The organism is Streptomyces goshikiensis (genome assembly GCF_014650555.1).
GTDB classification, from domain to species: Bacteria; Actinomycetota; Actinomycetes; order Streptomycetales; family Streptomycetaceae; genus Streptomyces; species Streptomyces goshikiensis.
This window is the reverse complement of sequence record NZ_BMVE01000002.1, coordinates 487,049-507,120: the sequence shown is the minus strand read 5'-3', so window position 1 is coordinate 507,120 and position 20,072 is coordinate 487,049. Positions and strand designations below refer to the sequence as shown.

Below are 20,072 nucleotides of genomic sequence, written 5' to 3'. Positions count from 1 at the left end.
GGCGGCGCCCGCCGCGGCGAGCCCGGCGCCCCGGCGCATCAGACCACGGCGAGTCACGTTCATGTTCATGATCGAGACCCTAGCCCGCGGCCGGGGCTGACTGCGGGTCAATTGTTACCAGCACGTAACTTCGTTATGGGTTACCTGCGGTAAGTCGCTCCCGTTACCGTCGGGGAACTTTGGCGTCGGTGCACGTGGGGAGCGATTGATGGTCCGTAACACCAGAGCCGCGGCTGCCTTGGCGGTCGTGTTCGCGGTTGCCGGTCTGGGGCTGGCCCCCCATCAGGCCCAGGCGGCGACCGCGTCGGGAGTGGCGGAAGTGGCGGAAGGGGGCGCCTCGGCCTCCGGTGTCCGGTTCTACGACATTCCGGGGTCCGGCGGGGTCACGCTCAAGGGCAACGTCTTCACCCCGGCCGGCGCGCGGGCCGGGGCGAGGTATCCGCTGATCGTGCTCCCCACCAGCTGGGGGCTGCCGCAGGTCGAGTACGTCGCCCAGGCGAAGAAGCTCGCCGACTCCGGCTACGTCGTGGTCAGTTACACCTCGCGGGGCTTCTGGCTCTCCGGCGGCGAGATCGAGGTCGCCGGGCCGCCGGACGTCGCCGACGTGTCCGCCGTCATCGACTGGGCCCTCGCCACCACCCCCGCCGACCCCGCCCGGATCGGCGTCGGCGGGGTGTCGTACGGCGCCGGGATCAGCCTGCTGGCCTCCGCTCACGATCCCCGCATCAAGGCCGTCGTCGCGCTCAGCGGCTGGGCCGACCTCATCGAGTCCATCTACTCCGGCCGCACCCAGCACCGCCAGGCCGCCGGGGTGCTCGGCGCCACCGGGTACCTCACCGGCCGGCCCGGCCCGGAGCTCCGCTCGATCCTCGGCGACTTCCTCGGCTCCCGCCTCGACCGCGAGCAGCAGATGATCGAGTGGGGGAAGAAGCGCTCGGCCGCCGAGCAGGTGGACCGGATCAACGCCAACGGCGCCGCGCTGATGCTGGGCAACGCCTGGGGGGACACCGTCTTCCCGCCCAACCAGTACGCGGCGTTCTTCGAGGAGCTGACCGGTCCCAAGCGCCTGGAGTTCCGCCCCGGCGACCACGCCACCGCCGAGGCCACCGGGCTGTTCGGCCTGCCCAACGACACCTGGACCAACGCCCACCGCTGGTTCGACCGCTACCTCAAGGGCGAGCGCAACGGCATCGACTCCGAGTCCCCGGTCCAGATCAAGTCCCGCAGCACGGACGGCTACGAAGGGTACGCCGACTGGAAGTCCGTCGGCGCGGGAGGCACCGAGCGGATCCCGCTCTCCGACAGCGAGCACCTGTTCGCGAACGTCGACTCGGGCGCCGACGGCGGCGTCGTCTTCCTCTCCAGCATCCTGGACCAGTTCGCCAAGGCCCCGCCGATCGCCTCCATCCCGCTCCTCCCCCGCGCCTTCGCCGCCGTCTGGCAGTCGGAACGCCACGACGAGCCCCGCCGGGTCCGGGGCACGGTACGGCTGCACACCACCGTCACGCCCACCAAGGGGGACGGCACCTTCATCGCGTACCTCTACGACGTCGGCCCGCTCGGCATCGGCAAGCTCGTCAGCAACGCCCCGTACACCTTCCACGGCAAGGCCCCGGGGCGGGCCTTCGGCGTGGACCTCGACCTCTTCTCCACCGCTTACGACGTACCCGCCGGCCACCGCCTCGCCCTCGTCGTCGACACCGTCGATCCCCTCTACATCGAGCACAACCCCACCGGCGCGCAGCTGACCTTCTCCTCGCCGCGCACCGATCCCTCGTACGTCTCGGTGCCGCTGCGCGAGCAGTGATCCGCGGCCGCTCGCCGGGGCGGGTCGGCTCCGTGGAGCCGGCCCGCTATCGGCCGGGCAGCACGGTCTCCTCTCCCGCCGGGGCGACCGTGACCGCCTCGGTCTTCAGGCTGTGCCGCTCGTACCTCGCCACCCAGGTGGCGAACCAGGACAGCAGCATGCACATCCCGATGTAGATCGGCGAGATGATCATCACGACGGGGATGAAGGGCAGGTCGTAGTCGAGGTTCGAGGCGATCAGCTTCCCCGCGTGCAGGAACTCCTCGTAGGTGATCAGGTAGCCGAGCGAGGTGTCCTTCAGCGCCACCACCAGCTGGCTGATGATCGTGGGCAGCATCGCCCGCAGCGCCTGGGGCGCGAGGACGTACGTCGTCACCTGGGTCTTGCGCATGCCGAGCGCGTACGCCGCCTCGCGCTGCCCGCGGTCCACCGCGTTGATCCCCGTACGGAAGACCTCCGCGAGCACCGAGCCGTTGTAGAGGGTCAGCCCGGCGACCAGCGCGGGCAGCGGCTGGACCTTCAGCGCGACGAAGATGAAGAAGATCATCACCAGTACCGGCATGGCCCGGAAGAACTCCACGCACAGCGTGGCGATCCAGCGCAGCGGCCGGTGCACCGACAGCCGGCCGGCGGCGAGGACCGCGCCGAGCAGCAGCGAGAACACCGAGGCGTACGCGAAGGCCTTGAGGGTGTTGCCCAGCCCCCGCAGCAGCAGCTCCTGGATGCCCTCGTAGGTGAAGGGGCTCCACTTGGCGGCGGTGAACTGCTCGGTGTCGAACAGGAGGTAGAGGAGCCAGCCGAGCAGCAGCAGGATCAGCGCCGTCGACAGGATCCCGTAGTAGAAGTGCCGGCGCCGGGCCTTGGGGCCGGGGTAGTCGTAGAGGGCGGTGGACCGGGTGTCCCCGTGCAGCGCGTGCGCGGTCATCGGGCGACTCCGTAGCGCTTCTCCAGAACGTGGAAGAGCAGGCTGATGGACAGGGTGATGATCAGGTAGCCGACGGCGATCCAGACGAAGGTCCAGACGATGCTGTAGCCCAGCTCGTTCAGGGTCTTGTAGGTGCCCAGCAGCTCGGTGACGCTGAAGGCGCCGGCGATCGCCGAGTTCTTGGCGAGCGCGATCAGGGTGGAGCCGATCGGCGGGATCACCGAGCGGAAGGCCTGCGGGAGGACGACGCTGCCGAGGGTCTGTCCGAAGCTCATGCCGAGGCTGCGGGCCGCCTCGCCCTGGCCCGTGGGGACGGTGTTGATGCCCGAGCGCAGCACCTCGCAGATGAAGGCGGAGGTGTAGCAGCCGAGCGCGAGGACGGCGAACACCTGGAAGGGCAGGACCAGGCCGAAGCGCGGCAGGCCCAGCAGGACGGCGAAGAAGAGCAGGGTCAGCGGGGTGTTGCGCAGCACGGTGACCCAGACCGTGCCGAAGACGCGGAAGGAGCCGACGGGCGCGACCCGGAACGAGGCCATCAGGAAGCCGAGGACCAGGGCGAGCAGCGAGGCGTAGACGGTGAGCTGCACGGTTCCGAGGAAGCCCTCCCCGTAGAGCGCGAAGTTGTCGGTGAGCACTTTCATGGTGCTGCGGTCTCCCCTCAGCCCGCCGGGTAGCGGTCGATGGCGGGCGGCGGCGGGGCGGGCTGGCCGGACAGGCCGAGGGTGGCCTCGTAGGCCTTCTTCCAGTTGCCGTTCTTCTCGTTGGCCTCCAGGGCGTCGTCGAGGGCGAGGCGCAGGGCGTTGTCGGAGCGCGGTACGCCGATGCCGTAGGGCTCTTCGGAGAAGGGCTTGCCGACGACCTTGAGCTCGTCGGGGACCTTGGCGGCGTAGCCGAGGAGGATGGAGTCGTCGGTGGAGACGGCGTCGACCTGGTAGGTCAGCAGGTTGTCGACGCAGGCCGAGTACGTGTCGTAGGCGACGAGGACGGCCTCGGGGTACTCCTTCTGGAGGCGCTGGTACGGGGTGGAGCCGGCGGCCGAGCAGACCTTCTTGCCGGCGAGGTCCTCGGGGCCCTTGATGTCCTTCTCGTCCTTGCGCACCAGGAGCGACTGGCCGGCCATGAAGTAGGGGCCGGCGAAGCCGACCTGCTTCTTGCGGTTGTCGTTGATCGTGTAGGTGCCGACGTAGTAGTCGATCTGGCCGTTCTGGAGGGCGGTCTCGCGGTTGGCGGAGGCGATCGTCTTGAACTCGATCGTCTTGGGGTCGAAGCCGAGCGAGGCAGACATCATCTTGGCGATCTCGATGTCGAACCCGGAGTAGCGGCCGCTCGCGGGGTCCTTCTCCCCCATGTACGGCTGGTCCTCCTTGACGCCGACCACGAGGTGGCCGCGCCGCTTGGCCCGCTCCCAGGTCGGGGACCCGGGGAGGCTGAAGCCGGTGGCCACCTTGTACACGGGCAGGTCCTCGGGCTGTGGCCCCTTGACCGGGGGGCTGCCGGGGCGGCCGCAGCCGGCGGCGGCGCCGAGCAGCACGAGGGCGAGGAGGGCGATGAGGCAGGCGGGCAGCCGGGTGCGGGGGCGAGGACCGGAGCGGGGGCGGGAGCGGGGGCAGAGGCGGAGGAAGCGCTTCATCGGGCCGTCCCTCAGTGCTTGAGGATCTTGGAGAGGAAGTCCTTGGCCCGCTCGCTCTCGGGGGCGGTGAAGAAGGCCTCCGGGGTGCGGTCCTCGACGATCTTCCCGTCGGCCATGAACACGACGCGGTTGGCGGCGGACCGGGCGAAGCCCATCTCGTGGGTGACCACCACCATGGTCATGCCCTCCTGGGCGAGCTGCTGCATGACCTCCAGCACCTCGTTGATCATCTCGGGGTCGAGCGCGGAGGTGGGCTCGTCGAAGAGCAGTGCCTTGGGGCTCATGGCCAGGGCCCGGGCGATGGCGACGCGCTGCTGCTGGCCGCCGGAGAGCTGGGCGGGGTACTTGTCGGCCTGGTCGGCGAGGCCCACGCGCTCCAGCAGCTGCCGGGAGCGTTTGTCGGCCTCCTCCTTCTTGCGTTTCCTGACCTTGATCTGGGCGAGGGAGACGTTGGCGAGGACCGTCTTGTGCGCGAAGAGGTTGAAGGACTGGAAGACCATGCCGACCTCGGCGCGCAGCCCGGCCAGGTCCTTGCCCTCGTCGGGCAGCGGTTTCCCGTCGAGGAGGATCGTGCCCGACTCGACGGTCTCCAGGCGGTTGATGGTCCGGCAGAGGGTGGATTTCCCGGAACCGGAGGGGCCGATGATCACCACCACCTCCCCGCGGCCGACGGTGAGGTTGATGTCCTGGAGGACGTGCAAGGTCCCGTAGTGCTTGTTGACGTCCCGCAGCTCGATCAAAGGATCGACGGCCATGCGCTGCCCTGTCCACGTGTCGGAGTGCCGAGGTCAGCGCAAACTATCCAGCCGCGGAACGGGACTTCGCGGCGACACGCCTAAATGCCACATAAAGAGCACATGGCGCTGGGGAAGGACCTATCCCTCGGAGGCCTCCGCGTAGGCCTGGGACAGCTCCGGGGAGCCGGTCATCGCCCAGGACAGCCCCGATTCGACGACGTTCAGCTCGCGCCCCGAGGCCAGCCGGATCACCGGCTGGCCGTTCGGCCACACCTGCCAGGCGGTGCCCGGGATGGTCCGGATGATCACCGTCCCGAGATAGAAACCGGCGTCGTTGCCCAGCCAGGGCACGGCCTCGGGGTCCCGCCGCCAGCGCGGCATCAGCTGGTCCAGGGCCTCCAACGAGTCCGGGCTCCCGTCGAGTTCGAGCCCGGCCGCACGCGCTTGCGAGCGCAGCAGCTCGCACTCCGAGAACAACTCGTTGATGCCCTCGGGATCAACGACGAGGGCTGCGGCGAGCCCCGCACCCCGTTCCGGTTGGCGCCGGTTCAGCCAGTTGTCCAGGAAGGGGATGTTCATACCGCCCAGCCTCGCACCAGGATCCGCCGCTGGCCACAGGACGCGCCTGAAAACGGCCGGGCCCGATCCCGGTGCGCGCCGCGGCGGCCCTACCCCTCCAGGCCGAGGTCCACGACGACCGGCGCGTGGTCCGAGGCGCCCTTGCCCTTGCGCTCCTCACGGTCCACGTAGGCGTCGGTGACGGCCTTGGCGAAGGCCTCGTTCCCGTACACCAGGTCGATGCGCATGCCCCGGTTCTTGGGGAAGGCGAGCTGGCGGTAGTCCCAGTACGTGTACGGGCGGTCGTACTTGAGCGGGCGCGGCACCACATCCGAGAGACCGGCGGCCCGCAGCGCCTCCAGGGCGGCGCGCTCGGCGGGGGTGACGTGCGTCAGGCCCTCGAAGACGGCCGGATCGAAGACGTCCTCGTCGGTCGGGGCAACGTTGTAGTCGCCGAGCACCGCGAACGGGCGCGGGCCCGCCGCGTCTTCCGCGACGGCGGCGGTCAGCGCGCGGAACCACTCCAGCTTGTACCCGTAGTGGTCGTGCTCGACCTCGCGGCCGTTCGGTACGTACACCGACCACAGGCGCACCCCGCCGCAGGTGGCGGAGATCGCCCGGGGCTCCTGGACGCCCTCGTAGTCGGGCCCGCCGGGCAGGCCCGTGACCACGTCCTCCAGGCCGACCTTGGAGATCAGCGCCACGCCGTTCCACCGGCCGGTGGCGTTGACCGCCGCCTCGTAGCCCAGCTCGCGCAGCTGCTCGTGCGGGAACTGCTCCGCCGAGCACTTGGTCTCCTGGATGCACACGACATCCGTGCCGGAGCTCTCCAGCCAGGCCAGCAGGCGCGGCAGCCGGGCGGTGATCGAGTTGACGTTGAACGTGGCGATACGCATGTCCACCAACCTACCGCCCGGCACTGACAGCCGGCCGGTACCGCCCGGCGCCGCCCGTCACAGGTCGGCGCTGCCCCCGGCGGCGAGCCGGCCGTGGTCGGTGCCGCCCAGGGCGCCGAGGACGTTGTCGTAGATCGGCCGGGCGATCTCCGAGAGGTAGGCGTCGTGGACGTCGATCGCCCGGCGCGGCTTGACCTCGCGCAGGTAGTCGATCACCTCGGCCACCTTGTTCCAGGGCGCGTGCACCGGGAGCATCAGGGTGTCCACGGGGGCATCGGGCACGGTCAGCGCGTCGCCCGGGTGGAAGAGCGAACCCTCCACGAGGTAGCCGACGTTGGTGACGCGGGGGATGTCCGGGTGGATCACGGCGTGCAGCTCGCCGTGCACCTGGACCTCGAACCCGGCGGCGGTGAAGGCGTCGCCGTGACCGACGGTGTGGACGCGGCCGGGATAGGCCGGGGCCAGCTTCTCGGCGACGCTGCGCAGGGTCCACAGGGCGGCGGCCGGGTTCGCGTCGAGGGCGGCGCGCAGCCGGCCCTCGTCGTAGTGGTCGGGGTGCTCGTGCGTGACGAGCAGGGCGTCCGCCCCCAGGCCCGCGTCGGATTCGCTGAAGGCGCCCGGATCGATGACGAGCACGCGCCCGTCCTTCTCCAGCTGGACGCAGGAGTGCAGCCGCTTGGTGAGCTTCATGATCCCAGGCTAACGGGCACTACGGGGTCGCGGTGGAGACCACGTACACCCTGGGGTTGGGCCCGCTGAAGTCGACCGCGATGTCCCGGGTGGGGCGCGGGTCGGGCTGTTCGAGGGTGACCCCGGACAGGGTGGTGCCCGGTTTCCACGTCCAGCCCGCGGCCCTCGCGTCGTGCCCGGAGATCGTGTCGCCCGGGGGGCCGGGCGTCAGGGCGTCGCGGCTGGTGCCGACCTCGGCGAGGAACGCCTCCAGGTCCCGCGCGGTGACCGTGAACTCGGTGTACAGCCGGCTGGTGTGCCAGTTGTTGGTCTCCAGGTACCCGACCCGCCAGGCCTTGTCCGGGATCGGGACCTCGTAGATGCTGCGCTGCACCGTGGACGGCCAGGCCGGGCGCACGTGCACCGCGCCGACCTTGGCGGCCTTGTCGCGGCCGCTCTCGCGGCTCTGCTGCGCGGAGACGACGAGGTAGCCCGCCGGGACCCCGACGAGCAGCAGGATGATGATCGCGGTTATCCAGCGGCGCCGGACCACGTGCCGGCGGTCCTCCGCCGGGGGCTGCGGCGCGCCGCCACCGCCGCCGCCACCGCCGCCCTCGTCGGGGGAGGCGGCCTGGCGGGGCAGCAGGGGCGGCTTCACGGCGCGTCCCCGTCGCTCGGCTCCACGGCCCTCGGCTCGGCGGCCGTGGGGCCGGCGCCCATGGGGTCGACGGCCTTCGGATCGGCGGCCGTCGGCTCCGCCGCCTTGGAGTCCGCGGCGCCGGGGTCGCGCCGGCCCAGCCGCGCGTAGCGCTCGTACTTCTCGTACCGCTCGACGCGCCGGCGCGTGGCGCGCCGGAACCGGCGGGCGACGAGCCGGGCGAGGTCCGCGGCGCCGACCATGCCGGCCTCGGGGCCGAGCTGGGCCTTGGCGATCCGGGCCTCGGGACGGTAGCCGCGGCCGGTCAGGTGGCGCCGGAAGGCGTCCCGGGCGGGGCCGATCAGCAGGTCGTCGGCGGCGCTGACGCCGCCGCCGATGACGAAGCAGGAGGGGTCGAGGGCGGCGGCGAGGTTGGCGATGCCCACGCCGAGCCACTGCCCGATGTCCTGGAGGAGCTCGACGCACATGGCGTCGCCCTCGCGGGCCAGCTCGGTGATGAGCGGCCCGGTGATCTCCGAGACGTTGCCGCCGACCCGGGCGATGATGTTGTACGCGACCGGGGAGTCGGCGGCGGCGAGCTCGCGGGCCTCGCGGACCAGGGCGTTGCCGGAGCTGTACTGCTCCCAGCAGCCGCGGTTGCCGCAGGGGCAGCGGTGCCCGCCGGGGACGACCTGCATGTGGCCGAACTCGCCGGCCACCCCGTAGCGGCCGCGCTTGACCTGGCCGCCTTCGAGGATGGCCCCGCCGATGCCGGTGCCCAGCGTGATCATGACGAGGTGGTCCTCGCCGCGCCCGGCGCCGAAGCGCCACTCGGCCCAGGCGGCCGTGTTGGCATCGTTGTCCACCATGACCGGGACGGCGAGCCGGGACTGGAGGGCGTCGCGCAGCGGCTCGTCGCGCCAGGCCAGGTGCGGGGCGAACAGCACCCGGGAGCGGTCGGCGTCGACCCAGCCGGCGGCGCCGATGCCCACGGCGTGGACGTCGTGCCGGTCGGAGAGGTCCAGCACCAGCTCCACGATGGTGTCCTCGACCACCTTGGCGCTCTTGGACTTGTCGGGGGTCTCCGCGCGGATCTTCTCCAGGATGATGCCGTCGGCGTCGACGACGCCGGCCATCACCTTGGTGCCGCCGATGTCGATGCCGACGGTCGGGACGCGCGGGGCGGTCAGGTGCGACCGGCGCTCACGGGTCCCGATGGTCCGCAGGACGGTGCCCCGCGCCGCCCCCCGGTGGGCGAGCGTGAAGTCCCGGTACGTGCTCATCGAGTCGTGTCGTCCCTCAGGGTGCGGTGGTGTCGGAGGCGGAGCCGGAAGGGCTGTCAGGACCTGATTCTGCCACTCGCTCCAGTTCGTGGCTCAGTTCGTCCAGCTCGGAGCCGCCCGCCATCTGCCGGGTCAGCTCGTCCAGCGTGATCGAGTCGCGGGTGTGGCTCCCCGCCATCGTGCCCCGTTTGAGCAGCACGAAGCGGTCCCCGACCAGGTAGGCGTGGTGCGGGTTGTGGGTGATCAGGACCACCCCGAGGCCCGCGTCGCGCGCGGCGGCGACGTACTTGAGGACGACGCCGGACTGCTTGACGCCGAGGGCGGCGGTGGGCTCGTCGAGGACGAGGACCTTCGCGCCGAAGTAGACCGCGCGGGCGATGGCCACGCACTGCCGTTCGCCGCCGGACAGGGTGCCGATGGGCTGGTCCACGTCGCGCAGGTCGATGCCCATGCGCAGCAGCTCGGTGCGGGTGGTCTCGCGCATGAACGCGGTGTCGAGGCGGCGCAGGGGGCCGCGGCCCTTGGTGGGCTCGGAGCCGAGGAAGAAGTTGCGCCAGACCGGCATCAGCGGGACGACCGCGAGGTCCTGGTAGACGGTGGCGATGCCGTGGTCGAGGGCGGCTCGCGGGTTGGCGAGCGCGGTCTCCTCGCCCTCGATCTCGAAGGTTCCGGCGTCGTGCCGGTGCAGACCCGCGATGATCTTGATGAGCGTGGACTTGCCGGCGCCGTTGTCTCCGAGGACACAGGTGATCTCGCCCGCCGAGACCTCCAGGGAGACGCCCTGGAGGGCGCGGATGTTGCCGTAGTACTTGCTGACGTCGGTCAGCTTCACGAGAGCGCTCACTTGGCCTCCGCCCGCTTGCGTACCCAGGCGTTGAGCAGCGTGGCCAGCAGCAGCATCGCACCGAGGAAGAATTTGAACCAGTCCGGGTTCCACTGGGCGTAGACGATGCCGTTGCTGGTCATGCCGAAGATGAAGGCGCCCACGGCCGAGCCGATGGCGGAGCCGTAGCCGCCGGTCATCAGACAGCCGCCGATGACGGCCGCGATGATGTACAGGAACTCGTTGCCGACGCCCTCGCCCGACTGGACGACGTCGAACGAGAACAGGATGTGCTGCCCGGAGATCCAGGCGCACAGGGCGACGCCCATGTAGAGGCCGATACGGGTCTTCACGACCGGGACGCCGGTCGCGCGGGCCGCGTCGGCGCCGCCGCCCACGGCGAAGATCCAGTTGCCGGCGCGGGTGCGCAGCAGGATCCAGGTGGCGACGGCGACCAGGGCGAACCACCACAGGATGGTCACCTTGAGGGTCACCGAGCCGATGTTCCACTGCGAGGCGAACAGGGCCCGCGCGGAGGAGAAGCCCTCCATGTCGGCGATGGACTTCGTGGAGACCGAGCCGCTGATCAGCTTGGTGAAGCCGAGGTTCAGGCCGGTCAGCATCAGGAAGGTGCCGAGCGTGATGATGAAGCTGGGCAGCTTGGTGCGGGTCAGCATGAACCCGTTGAAGAACCCGATGGCCAGGGTGACCAGCAGCGACACCAGGACGCCGACCCAGACGTTGGCGGTCATCTGGTAGCTGAACATCGAGCTGATCAGCGCCGAGGTGGTGACCATGACACCGGCGGAGAGGTCGAACTCGCCGCCGATCATCAGCAGCGCGACCGGGACCGCCATGATCCCGATGGTGGAGGCCGAGTAGAGGATCGTGCTGAGGCTGGAGGCCTGCAGGAAGCTGGGCGCGGCGAAGGAGAAGAAGACGAACACGGCGGCCGCGCCGACGACGGCGCCCAGCTCGGGGCGGCCGAGCAGGCGGCGCGGCAGCGAGGTCGGGGCGAGCCGCTCGTCCGCGGGGGCGGGGGCGGACGTGCTCATCGGCTGCCCCGCTTGATGAACTCCTCCAGCTTGGCGGCCTCGGCGGCCGTGACGATCTGCGGTCCGGTGAGCACCGGGCGGCCGCCGCCGAGCGAGTTCAGGTTGTAGCGGTAGAGCCAGAGCAGGTCGATGGCCTCGTAGCCCTGGAGGTACGGCTGCTGGTCGACGGCGAAACCGAGGGCGCCGGACTTCAGGTCGCGGGCCACGGACTCGTTGAGGTCGAAGGTGTCCACCTCGGCCTTGCTGCCCGCCGCGTCCTTCGCCTTGACGGCGGTGGGGGCGAACGGGGCGCCGAGGGTGACGATCGAGTCGACGGAGGGGTCGGCCTGGAGCTTCGCCTGGATGGCCGCCTGGACCGAGGGCATGTTGGTGCCCTCGACGTACAGGTTCTCCATGGTCCCGCCGAAGGTCTTCTTCGCCCCGGCGCAGCGCTGCTCGTGCCCGACGTTGCCCTGCTCGTGCAGGACGCAGACGGCCCTCTTCTTGCCCCGCTTGGTCAGCTCGGTGCCGACCGCCTCGCCGGCGATCTCCTCGTCCTGGCCGATGTGGGTGAGCGCGCCGTACTCGGCGGACTGGGCGGATCCGGAGTTGACCGTGACCACCGGGATGCCGGCCTTGACGGCCTTGGCGATGACGTCCTTGAGGGCCTCGGGCTTGGCGAGGCTCACGACGATGCCGTCGACCTTCTGGTCGATGGCGTTCTGGACGAACTGGGCCTGCTGCTGTGCCTGGTCGTCGTGGGCGTAGACGAACTTGATGTTGTCCTTCGCCGCGGCCTCCTTGGCGCCCTTCTGCACGATGTCCCAGAAGGTGTCCCCGTCACCCGCGTGCGTGACCATCGCGAAGGTCCAGCGCGGGGTGGACACGGCGGGCCGGCCCGCCTCGGCGGCCTTCGCCCGCTCCTCGGCACGCTTGCCGCCCGTACTGCTGCATCCCGCGAGGGAGGCTCCCAGTACCGCCGCGAGCACGACGCCGACGACGCGCACCCCTGTCCGAACCCTAGCCACGTCGCCGTGCCCTTCCCTCGTTGTACGTGTCACTGATGTCAAAGCGGTCATTCCGGTTCCAGCCGCCCAGTATCCGCCACAGGGGACCGTAGGAGCTCATCGGGGGCGACGCGGCGGGCGCGGCGCGGCCGGGCCGATTGACAGGCCCCCCGGACGGGGCCAGGTTGAGTGCATGCGCATCGGGCTCATCGGAACTGGCCGGATCGGCTCGTTCCACGCGGCGGCACTGGCCCGCAATCAGGACGCCGGCTCGCTGCTGCTCGCCGACGCCGACCCGGCGCGGGCGGCGCGGCTCGCGGACCGGCTCGGGGCCACGGCCGCCCCGTCCGTGGAGCAGGTCTTCACCTGGGGCGTGGACGCGGTGGTCGTCTCCTGCGCCACCGAGGGGCACGCCGAGCTGGTCGTCCGGGCGGTACGGGGCGGGCTGCCGGTGTTCTGCGAGAAGCCGCTGGCCACGGATCTGGGCCGGAGCCTGGCCGTGCTGCGCGAGGTGAGCGCCCGCGGCGGGGTGCTCCAGGTGGGCTTCATGCGGCGCTTCGACGCGGGCTACCGGACGGCGCGCGAGCTGGTCCGCTCGGGCGCGCTGGGGCGGCTGCACACCGTACGGACGATGACGGCCGATCCGGCGCCGCCGCCGGCCGAGTACCTGAGGACCTCCGGGGGACTGTTCCGGGACTGTCTGGTGCACGACTTCGACATGGTCCGCTGGGTGACCGGGCACGAGGTGACCGAGGTGTACGCGGCCGGGTCGGACGCCGGTGCGGTGCGGTTCCGGGAGACGGGCGACATCGACACCGGCGCGGCCCTGCTGCTGCTGGACGACGGAACGCTGGTGACCAGTACCGGTACGCGGTGCAATGGCGCCGGGTACGACGTACGGATGGAGCTGGCCGGGGAGCTGGACCAGGTCTCCGCCGGGCTGGACGACCGTACGCCGATCGCCTCGACGGAGCCGCAGGGCCCGCCCCCGGCGAGCAAGCCGTGGACGGGGTTCCTGGAGAGGTTCGCCCCCGCCTACGAGGCGGAGCTGGCGGCCTTCGTACGGCTGGTGCGCGGCGAGGGCGCCAACCCCTGCGACGGCCGGGAGGCCCTGGCGGCGCTGCGCGTGGCCGAGGCGTGCGAGCTGTCGCGGCGGGAGGGACGCCGGGTGCGGCTGACGGAGCTCCCGGACCTGCCGGACCTGCCGGACCTGCCGGGCGGCTGATCCGGTCGGTCCGGGCGCTGGTCCCGTCGCTGCTCGGGGTGGCATCCGGGTGGGCTACCAGCGCACCGGGAGGCGGCTCACGCCCCGCATCAGGCTGCCCGGGAGCCAGATCGGCGGGCCGTCGGGGTTCTCGGCCAGGTCGGGGAAACGTTCCAGCAGGGCCCGGACCGCGATGTGGCCCTCCATCCGGGCCAGCGGGGCGCCGATGCAGAAGTGCAGGCCGTGCCCGAAGGCGAGGTGGCCCTGCGCGGCGCGCCGGATGTCGAACCGGTCGGGCTCCGCGAACCGTGCGGGGTCGCGGTCGGCGGCGGCCAGGGAGACCAGGACGGTGGCGCCGGCCGGGATGGCGGCGCCGCCGATCTCCACGTCCACGCGGGCGTAGCGGAAGGTCGCGTTCTGCACCGGGCCGTCGTAGCGGAGCATCTCCTCGACGGCCCCGCCGAGCAGACCGTCGTAGTCGGCGCGCAGGTCGGCGAGCTGCTCCGGGTGCGCGAGCAGGGCGCGGACGCCGTTCGAGATGAGGTTGACGGTGGTCTCGTGGCCCGCGATCAGCAGCAGGAAGGCCATCCCGATCAGCTCGTCGGGCGAGAGCGAGTCGCCGTCCTCGTCGCGGGTGCGGATCAGGGCGCTGAGGAGGTCCTCGCCCGGGCTCTTGGCCTTGGCCTCGACGAGCTCGCCGAGGTAGGCGCCGAGCTCGCGGTGCGGGGTGTTGTCCGGGCCCGGGGCGGTCGGCGCCACCACCTCGCTCGACCAGTACCGGAAGCGCTCGCGGTCGAGGTCGGGGACGCCGAGGAGCTCGCAGATGACGGTCATCGGCAGCGGGAACGCGAGGGCCTCGATCAGGTCGGCGGTGCGCTCCGGGCGGGCGGCCATCGCGTCGAGCAGCTCGTGGGTGATCTGCTCGACGCGGGGGCGCAGCGCCTCGACGCGGCGGGCGGTGAACTCGCGGGCGACCAGGCGGCGCAGCCGGGTGTGCTGGGGCGGGTCGGACTCCAGCATGTTCGCGTTGGCGGGGGTGGCGAGGGCGGACAGGAACCAGTCCGAATTGCGCCAGTCCTTCGACAGGTCGGGGTGGTTCAGGGCGGTGCGGGCCTCTTCGTGGCCGACGACGAGCCAGCTCGGCTCGTACTCCGGGGACGGGGCGGCGATGAGGTGGACGGGGCCCGTGGCGCGCAGGCGCGCGTAGAAGGAGTACGGGTCGGCTTGGAAGTCCTCGGCGTTCGTGCTGATGTCCACTACAGGCATTGGCCCACAGTACGACCGGGGTTCACACCGGCACCCGGCCACTTCCGGACAATCAGGAGGGGCCGGACCGTCAGGACGGGCCGGCCGCGCGGCGGCCCCAGGCCGTTCCGGCGAGCACCAGTGCGGCGCCCGCGAGGCCCGCGGGGCCGAGGTGTTCGCCGCCGATCGCGATGCCGGCGGCGGCCGCCCAGAGGGGTTCGGTGCCGAGGAGGAGGCTGACGCGGGAGGGCGAGGTGCGGCGGACGGCCCACATCTGCACGAAGAAGGCGAAGAGGGTGCAGAAGACGGCGAGGAAGGCGAGCCCGGCCCATTCGGCGGGGCCGAACCCGGCCGCGACGGACCAGGGGTTCTCACCGGTGCCGGGCAGGGCGGCCAGTACGGCGAACACCGCGAGCGCGCCGCCGAGCTGGACGGTGGTGAGGGAGAGGGAGTCGGCGTCCTGGACGGCCTCGATCCGCGCGGTCAGCAGCACGTTGAGGGTACGGGCGAGGGCGGCGCCGAGGATGAGCAGGTCGCCCGCGCCGGGGACGGTGAACCCGCCGCCCTGGGTGAGGAGCACGACTCCGGCGACGGAGACGGCGGCGGCTCCGAGGAAGGCGGCGGAGGGCCGGGTGCGGCGGACGGCCGCCTCGGCGAGGGGGGTGAAGATCATGGTCAGGCTGATGATCAGCCCGGCGTTGGTGGCGGAGGTGTGGACGACGCCGTACGTCTCCAGGATGAAGATCGCGCCGAGGACCAGGCCGAGCAAGGCACCGCCGCGCAGCTGCCGGGCGCTCAGCGCCCGCAGCCGCCGCCACCCGGCGCCGGCCAGCACCGGCAGCACGACCCCGAACCGCAGGACGAGCACGGCGATGACGGTGTGGGCGGTCGTGATGCCCTTGGCGGCGAGGTAGCTGCCGCCCCATACGACGGCGACGGCGAGGACGGGCAGATCCGCGCCCCACGCCCTGCGGGGCGCGGCGGCGGGCACGGCGAGGGCGGCTGAGCTCACGGGGGTCTCCATCGGGTGCGGGGCGGCAGTGGAGACTCCGGCGGCTCGCACACGTGCCCGGCCAAGCTACCGGACCCGATCTTGCCCGGGCGACCCCTTTGCGGCGCCGGACTCCGGGCGGGGGGCCGGACCTTCCGGCTCCGCCGGGGCTAGTCGCCGACCGTGCCGAACGTGGCGCGGCCCGACGGGCGGTAGGTGTGGATCGAGGTGCCCGACGCCGTGGTGCGCGAGGTCAGCACCTCGCAGGCCGTCGGCAGGCCGCCGGTCGGGAAGAGCTTGCGTCCCGCCCCCAGGAACACCGGGTACACCAGCAGGTTCAGCTCCTCCACCAGGTCCCGCGCCAGCAGCCACTGCGCCAGCGCGCCGCTGCCCCAGACCTGAAGCTCCCCCGCCATCGCGTCCTTGATCCGTACGATCTCCGACTGCAGGTGCTCCCCGTCGACGAACGTCGTCGCCTCCCACTCGGCCGGTTCCTTCAGGGACGCCGTCGCCACGTACTTCGGCAGCCGGTTCAGCCTGCTCGCGACCGGGTTGGCCGGGTCGTCGTGCTGCGGCCAGTACCCCGCGAAGATCTCGTACGTCCGGCGCCCCAGCAGGAACGCCTCCGCCCGGCCGAAGACGTCGAGGATGAACTCGCCCGTCTCCTCGTCCCCGTACGGCGCCTGCCAGCCGCCGTACTCGAAGCCGCCGCTGGGGTCCTCCTCGGGCCCGCCGGGGGCCTGCATCACTCCGTCGAGCGTGACGAAGGTGGTGACGGTCAGCTTGCCCATGGCTCTGCGCTCCTCGATCCAAGTCGCTCCGTGTCGTCCTGCACCGGTTCAGACTCCCCGCCCGCCCGGAACTCATCGGTGAGGCGCGCGAACGCCGTGCCGGATTCCGGCCGGCGGCCCCGGACGCACGAGAGCCCCGGGGGTGTCGGCCCCCGGGGCGGTCGGCGGGAGGGGTGGCGTCAGCCGCCCAGCTCCTGGTGGCGGGCGGCGAGCGCGGCCGCGCCGGTCTCCGTCAGCGAGCCGAACAGCCGCAGGCGGGAGAAGCCGCCGTCCGGGAAGATGTCGATCCGTACGTGCGTGCCGACCGCCGGGGCGTCCAGTACGAAGCGGTGGTTGGTGTCGGGCTGCAGGCGGGTCCGCGGCAGGAACTCCCGCCACTCGCCGTCCTCGCCGGTCTTGACGGACAGCGAGGCCCAGCCGGCCGAGTTGCCCTTGAGGTACGCGGTGTCGATCTCGACGGCGCGGACCGCCGACTCGGCGACGAGCTGGTAGCGGATCCAGTCGTTGCCGTTGTCACGGCGGCGCGCGGTCTCCCAGCCGTCGTCCATCTTGCGGGAGCGGCCCGGGTTGATGGTGTTGGTCGGCGGGGAGTAGAAGCGGTTGGACGCGTCCTGGACGGCGCCGCCGTTCTCCAGCGCGACCACGTCGAACGAGCCGAGCGCGGCGAGCCACTTCGGGTCGGGCAGCACCTCGCCGTAGACCCGCAGGCGGGCGATCCCGCCGTCGGGGTGCTGGTTGACGCGCAGGTGCGTGAACCGCTGCTCGGCGGTGACCTCGAAGCCGTTGGCCGCGTGGCCGCCGACGGGGGTGCGCGGGACGAGGGTCGTCCACTTCACGTCCTCGCCGAGGAGCTCCCCGGGCGTCGGGGCGCCCTCGACCGAGGCGCCCTCGACGGAGACGGCCTGCGGCATGTTGCCGCGGAAGTGGGCGGTGTCGACGACGATGCCGCGGATGACGCCGGGGGCGCCCAGGCGTACGAGGGCCCAGTCGTGGTCCTCGGCGGTCGGCCAGGGCTGCGTGGCGCTGACGCCGCGCCGGCGGCGGGTCTCCCAGCCGTCCATGACCTTGCCCTTGTGGCCGAAGTCCTCGGGGTCGAAGTGCGCGGCCTCGGAGATCAGCAGGTTCTCGCGCTGGGCGAAGAACTCGTCGTTGGCGGCGATGACACCGGCTCCGAGCTGACGGTCGGCGAGGTTCGCGTACTGGGTGAACGGGAACTCGGCGGTGCGGTAGTCGGCGTACGGGTCGCCGCCTCCGTACGGGTTCGCGTTGCCGGTGAAGGATTCGATCGCCACTGTCAGTTCTGCCTTTCAAGGAGTCGGCCGGTGGGCTCGGTCGGGGTGCCGTGGTCGGCGATCCGGGTACCGCGCAGCCAGGTGGACTTCACGACGCCGTACAGGGTCTTGCCCGCGTACGCCGTGACCTGGTTGCGGTGGTGCAGCTCGGCGGGGTCCACGGTGAAGGTCTCATCGGGGGCGAGGACGGCGAAGTCGGCGTCGCGGCCGGCCTCGATCGCGCCCTTGGCGTCCAGTCCGGCCAGTGCGGCCGGTGCGGCGGACATCCAGCGGACGACGTCTTCGAGGGTGCGGCCGCGCCGCCTGGCCTCGGTCCAGATCGCGGGGAGCCCCAGCTGGAGGGAGGAGATGCCGCCCCACGCGGTGGCGAAGTCGCCGGTCTTGAGGTCCGCGGTGGAGGGCGAGTGGTCGGAGACGACGCAGTCGATGGTGCCGTCGGCGAGCGCGTCCCACAGGAGGTCCTGGTTCGCGGCCTCGCGGATGGGCGGGCAGCACTTGAACTCGGTTGCGCCGTCCGGGACTTCCTCGGCGGTCAGGGTGAGGAAGTGCGGGCAGGACTCGACGGTGATCCGCACGCCCTCGGCCTTGGCGGCGGCGATCAGCGGCAGCGCGTCGGAGGACGACAGGTGCAGGACGTGGACGCGGGCGTTCAGCCGCCGGGCCTGGTCGATCAGGTTCTGGATCGCGGTGTTCTCGGCGTCCCTGGGGCGGGAGGCCAGGAAGTCGGCGTACTTGGGGCCCGGGTTCTGCGGCGCGGACTCCAGGTGGTGCGGGTCCTCGGCGTGCACGATCAGCAGGCCGCCGAAGCCGGTGATCTCGGCGAGGGAGGTGGCCAGCCGCTCCTGGTCGAGCTGCGGGAACTCCTCCACGCCGGACGGCGACAGGAAGCACTTGAAGCCGTAGACGCCGGCGTCGTGCAGCGGGCGCAGGTCCTTGACGTTGTCCGGCAGCGCACCGCCCCAGAAGCCCACGTCCACGTGCGCCTTGGCGCGGGCGACGTCCTGCTTGATGCGCAGGTGGTCCACCGTGGTGGTCGGCGGCAGGGAGTTGAGGGGCATGTCGAGGATCGTGGTGATGCCTCCGGCCGCGGCGGCGCGGGTGGCCGTCCAGAAGCCCTCCCACTCGGTGCGGCCCGGGTCGTTCACGTGGACGTGGGTGTCGACCAGGCCGGGGAGCAGGACGTCGTCGCCGAAGTCCTCCAGCCGCGCTCCGGCCGGCACCTCGGCGTCGTGGGCGAGCACCGCCGTGATCTTCCCGGCGGCGACGGCCACCGAGGCGGCGCGCGTCCCCCCGGGGGTGATGACGCGCGTCGAGCGCAGTACCAGTTCCACAGCCACGTCGGCCACCGGAACCTCCCCATCTACTTCCACAGAGCGAAATTCAACGTTCTGTTGACGGAGTCTTCCCGGCGATCCGGGGCCAGTCAAGAGCATCCGGACGGACCACTGATCGCCACGCACCGCAATTGGATGTTTCCACAGGATGGAATAAGAATTTCACTATCCAGAATGTAGCTATCACCACCGGGAACGGGAAGGTAACGTCCCGGAGAGGTCCGCCACCCGGACAAACCGCCTCTGACCGGCGAGGACGGCATCGCCCGGATCTAGGGCCGGTGCCGGCCGACCGGTAGGCTGCTTCCTTGCCTGCCAGTACCGAAAGGACCGCGCCGTGCCGACGTCCAGCGCCAGCACCACCGACGCTTCCGCCAAGCCCACCGCCGCCAGCGGTGGCGTCCAGTCCCTTGAGCGCGCCTTCGATCTGCTCGAACGCATGGCCGACGCGGGGGGCGAAGTCGGCCTCAGTGAGCTCTCCGCCGCCAGCGGCCTGCCGCTGCCGACCATCCACCGGCTGATGCGCACCCTCGTGGCCTGCGGTTACGTCCGCCAGCAGCCCAACCGGCGGTACTCCCTCGGCCCCCGGCTGATCCGCCTCGGCGAGTCCGCCTCGCGCCTGCTCGGCACCTGGGCCCGCCCGTACCTCGCCCGGCTGGTCGAGGAGACCGGCGAGACCGCGAACATGGCGCTGCTCGACGGGGACGAGATCGTCTACGTCGCCCAGGTCCCCTCCAAGCACTCCATGCGCATGTTCACCGAGGTCGGCCGCCGGGTGCTGCCGCACTCCACCGGCGTCGGCAAGGCACTGCTCGCGCACACCCCCGCCGACGAGGTGCGGGCCCTCCTGGCGCGCACCGGGATGCCGGCCGCGACCGAGAAGACCATCACCACGCCCGAGGGCTTCCTGGAGGCGCTGGAGCAGGTCCGCAAGTCGGGCTACGCGGTCGACGACAACGAGCAGGAAATAGGAGTCCGCTGCCTCGCCGTGTCGGTGCCGAACTCGCCGACCGCCGCCGCGATCTCCATCTCCGGCCCGGCGGGCCGGGTGACGGAGGCGGTGGCCGAGTCCTTCGTGCCGATCCTGCAGGGCCTCGCGGCCGAGCTGTCGGTGGCCCTGCAGAGCCAGAGCCCGGCGTAGCCGACCTCGTACGAAGGCCCCGGCCGTCCCCATTTCCAGGGGGCGGGCCGGGGCCTTCGTGCGTCCCC

The 20,072-nt window shown here is 71.6% G+C and carries 19 protein-coding genes and 1 pseudogene; 3 read left to right on the top strand and 17 right to left on the bottom strand.

The window, feature by feature from the left end; translation table 11 throughout:
• Positions 1-208 precede the first annotated feature (208 nt).
• A complete protein-coding gene (locus tag IE248_RS07525) occupies positions 209-1,807 on the top strand; it encodes a CocE/NonD family hydrolase (protein ID WP_229895168.1) in 1,599 nt (532 codons plus the stop codon).
• 46 nt (positions 1,808-1,853) lie between these two features.
• Here the strand turns inward: IE248_RS07525 and IE248_RS07520 are convergent, their stop codons facing one another.
• The 12 genes and pseudogenes from IE248_RS07520 to IE248_RS07465 all read right to left on the bottom strand — a co-directional run bounded on the left by IE248_RS07520 (position 1,854) and on the right by IE248_RS07465 (position 12,027).
• Positions 1,854-2,732, bottom strand: a complete 879-nt coding sequence (locus tag IE248_RS07520) for an amino acid ABC transporter permease (protein WP_073796906.1) — start codon at positions 2,730-2,732, stop codon at positions 1,854-1,856.
• A complete protein-coding gene (locus IE248_RS07515; RefSeq protein WP_008738003.1) occupies positions 2,729-3,373 on the bottom strand; it encodes an amino acid ABC transporter permease in 645 nt (214 codons plus the stop codon). The genes IE248_RS07520 and IE248_RS07515 overlap by 4 nt, the downstream gene beginning before the upstream one ends.
• Before the next feature lie 17 nt (positions 3,374-3,390).
• Positions 3,391-4,296 carry a glutamate ABC transporter substrate-binding protein gene (locus IE248_RS07510; RefSeq protein ID WP_073797041.1) on the bottom strand — a complete coding sequence of 302 codons (906 nt, stop codon included), beginning with the start codon at positions 4,294-4,296 and terminating at the stop codon, positions 3,391-3,393.
• A 77-nt stretch (positions 4,297-4,373) separates the two neighbouring features.
• A complete protein-coding gene (locus IE248_RS07505) occupies positions 4,374-5,117 on the bottom strand; it encodes an amino acid ABC transporter ATP-binding protein (RefSeq protein WP_073796907.1) in 744 nt (247 codons plus the stop codon).
• Positions 5,118-5,237: 120 nt separating this feature from the next.
• Positions 5,238-5,678, bottom strand: a complete 441-nt coding sequence (locus tag IE248_RS07500; protein ID WP_008738012.1) for a DUF6278 family protein — start codon at positions 5,676-5,678, stop codon at positions 5,238-5,240.
• An 89-nt stretch (positions 5,679-5,767) separates the two neighbouring features.
• Positions 5,768-6,553, bottom strand: a complete 786-nt coding sequence (locus IE248_RS07495; protein ID WP_190030235.1) for an exodeoxyribonuclease III — start codon at positions 6,551-6,553, stop codon at positions 5,768-5,770.
• 57 nt (positions 6,554-6,610) lie between these two features.
• Entirely contained in the window at positions 6,611-7,243 is a 633-nt protein-coding gene (locus tag IE248_RS07490; protein ID WP_073796908.1) for an MBL fold metallo-hydrolase, read from the bottom strand.
• A gap of 19 nt (positions 7,244-7,262) precedes the next feature.
• On the bottom strand, positions 7,263-7,880 hold the full coding sequence (locus tag IE248_RS07485) for a hypothetical protein (protein WP_073796909.1): 618 nt from the start codon (positions 7,878-7,880) through the stop codon (positions 7,263-7,265).
• 77 nt (positions 7,881-7,957) lie between these two features.
• Positions 7,958-9,142, bottom strand: a pseudogene (locus tag IE248_RS07480) (ROK family glucokinase); the annotation flags it as partial.
• A gap of 16 nt (positions 9,143-9,158) precedes the next feature.
• A complete protein-coding gene (locus tag IE248_RS07475; RefSeq protein WP_008738016.1) occupies positions 9,159-9,986 on the bottom strand; it encodes an ATP-binding cassette domain-containing protein in 828 nt (275 codons plus the stop codon).
• Positions 9,983-11,020: an ABC transporter permease gene (locus IE248_RS07470; protein ID WP_190030234.1), complete on the bottom strand. Its 1,038-nt coding sequence runs from the start codon at positions 11,018-11,020 to the stop codon at positions 9,983-9,985. The genes IE248_RS07475 and IE248_RS07470 overlap by 4 nt, the downstream gene beginning before the upstream one ends.
• Positions 11,017-12,027: a sugar ABC transporter substrate-binding protein gene (locus tag IE248_RS07465; RefSeq protein WP_190030233.1), complete on the bottom strand. Its 1,011-nt coding sequence runs from the start codon at positions 12,025-12,027 to the stop codon at positions 11,017-11,019. The genes IE248_RS07470 and IE248_RS07465 overlap by 4 nt, the downstream gene beginning before the upstream one ends.
• Before the next feature lie 172 nt (positions 12,028-12,199).
• Here IE248_RS07465 and IE248_RS07460 point away from each other — a divergent pair, with 172 nt between their 5' ends.
• Positions 12,200-13,231, top strand: coding sequence for a Gfo/Idh/MocA family protein (locus IE248_RS07460; protein ID WP_190030232.1), 1,032 nt, complete (start codon positions 12,200-12,202; stop codon positions 13,229-13,231).
• Positions 13,232-13,285: 54 nt separating this feature from the next.
• Here the strand turns inward: IE248_RS07460 and IE248_RS07455 are convergent, their stop codons facing one another.
• From IE248_RS07455 to allB, 5 genes are all read right to left on the bottom strand, one after another.
• Positions 13,286-14,476 carry a cytochrome P450 family protein gene (locus IE248_RS07455; RefSeq protein WP_190030231.1) on the bottom strand — a complete coding sequence of 397 codons (1,191 nt, stop codon included), beginning with the start codon at positions 14,474-14,476 and terminating at the stop codon, positions 13,286-13,288.
• 70 nt (positions 14,477-14,546) lie between these two features.
• On the bottom strand, positions 14,547-15,479 hold the full coding sequence (locus IE248_RS07450) for a DMT family transporter (RefSeq protein ID WP_190030484.1): 933 nt from the start codon (positions 15,477-15,479) through the stop codon (positions 14,547-14,549).
• A 137-nt stretch (positions 15,480-15,616) separates the two neighbouring features.
• On the bottom strand, positions 15,617-16,237 hold the full coding sequence (locus IE248_RS07445) for a dihydrofolate reductase family protein (RefSeq protein ID WP_008738023.1): 621 nt from the start codon (positions 16,235-16,237) through the stop codon (positions 15,617-15,619).
• Positions 16,238-16,416: 179 nt separating this feature from the next.
• Positions 16,417-17,529, bottom strand: a complete 1,113-nt coding sequence (alc, locus tag IE248_RS07440; RefSeq protein ID WP_008738024.1) for an allantoicase — start codon at positions 17,527-17,529, stop codon at positions 16,417-16,419.
• Positions 17,530-17,531: 2 nt separating this feature from the next.
• Positions 17,532-18,866 carry an allantoinase AllB gene (allB, locus tag IE248_RS07435; RefSeq protein WP_373301499.1) on the bottom strand — a complete coding sequence of 445 codons (1,335 nt, stop codon included), beginning with the start codon at positions 18,864-18,866 and terminating at the stop codon, positions 17,532-17,534.
• 334 nt (positions 18,867-19,200) lie between these two features.
• On the opposite strand from allB, the gene IE248_RS07430 reads away from it, so the two are divergent.
• Positions 19,201-20,004 (top strand): IclR family transcriptional regulator, encoded by an 804-nt coding sequence (locus IE248_RS07430; RefSeq protein WP_190030230.1) that lies wholly within the window; start codon positions 19,201-19,203, stop codon positions 20,002-20,004.
• The last annotated feature ends 68 nt before the right edge of the window (positions 20,005-20,072 follow it).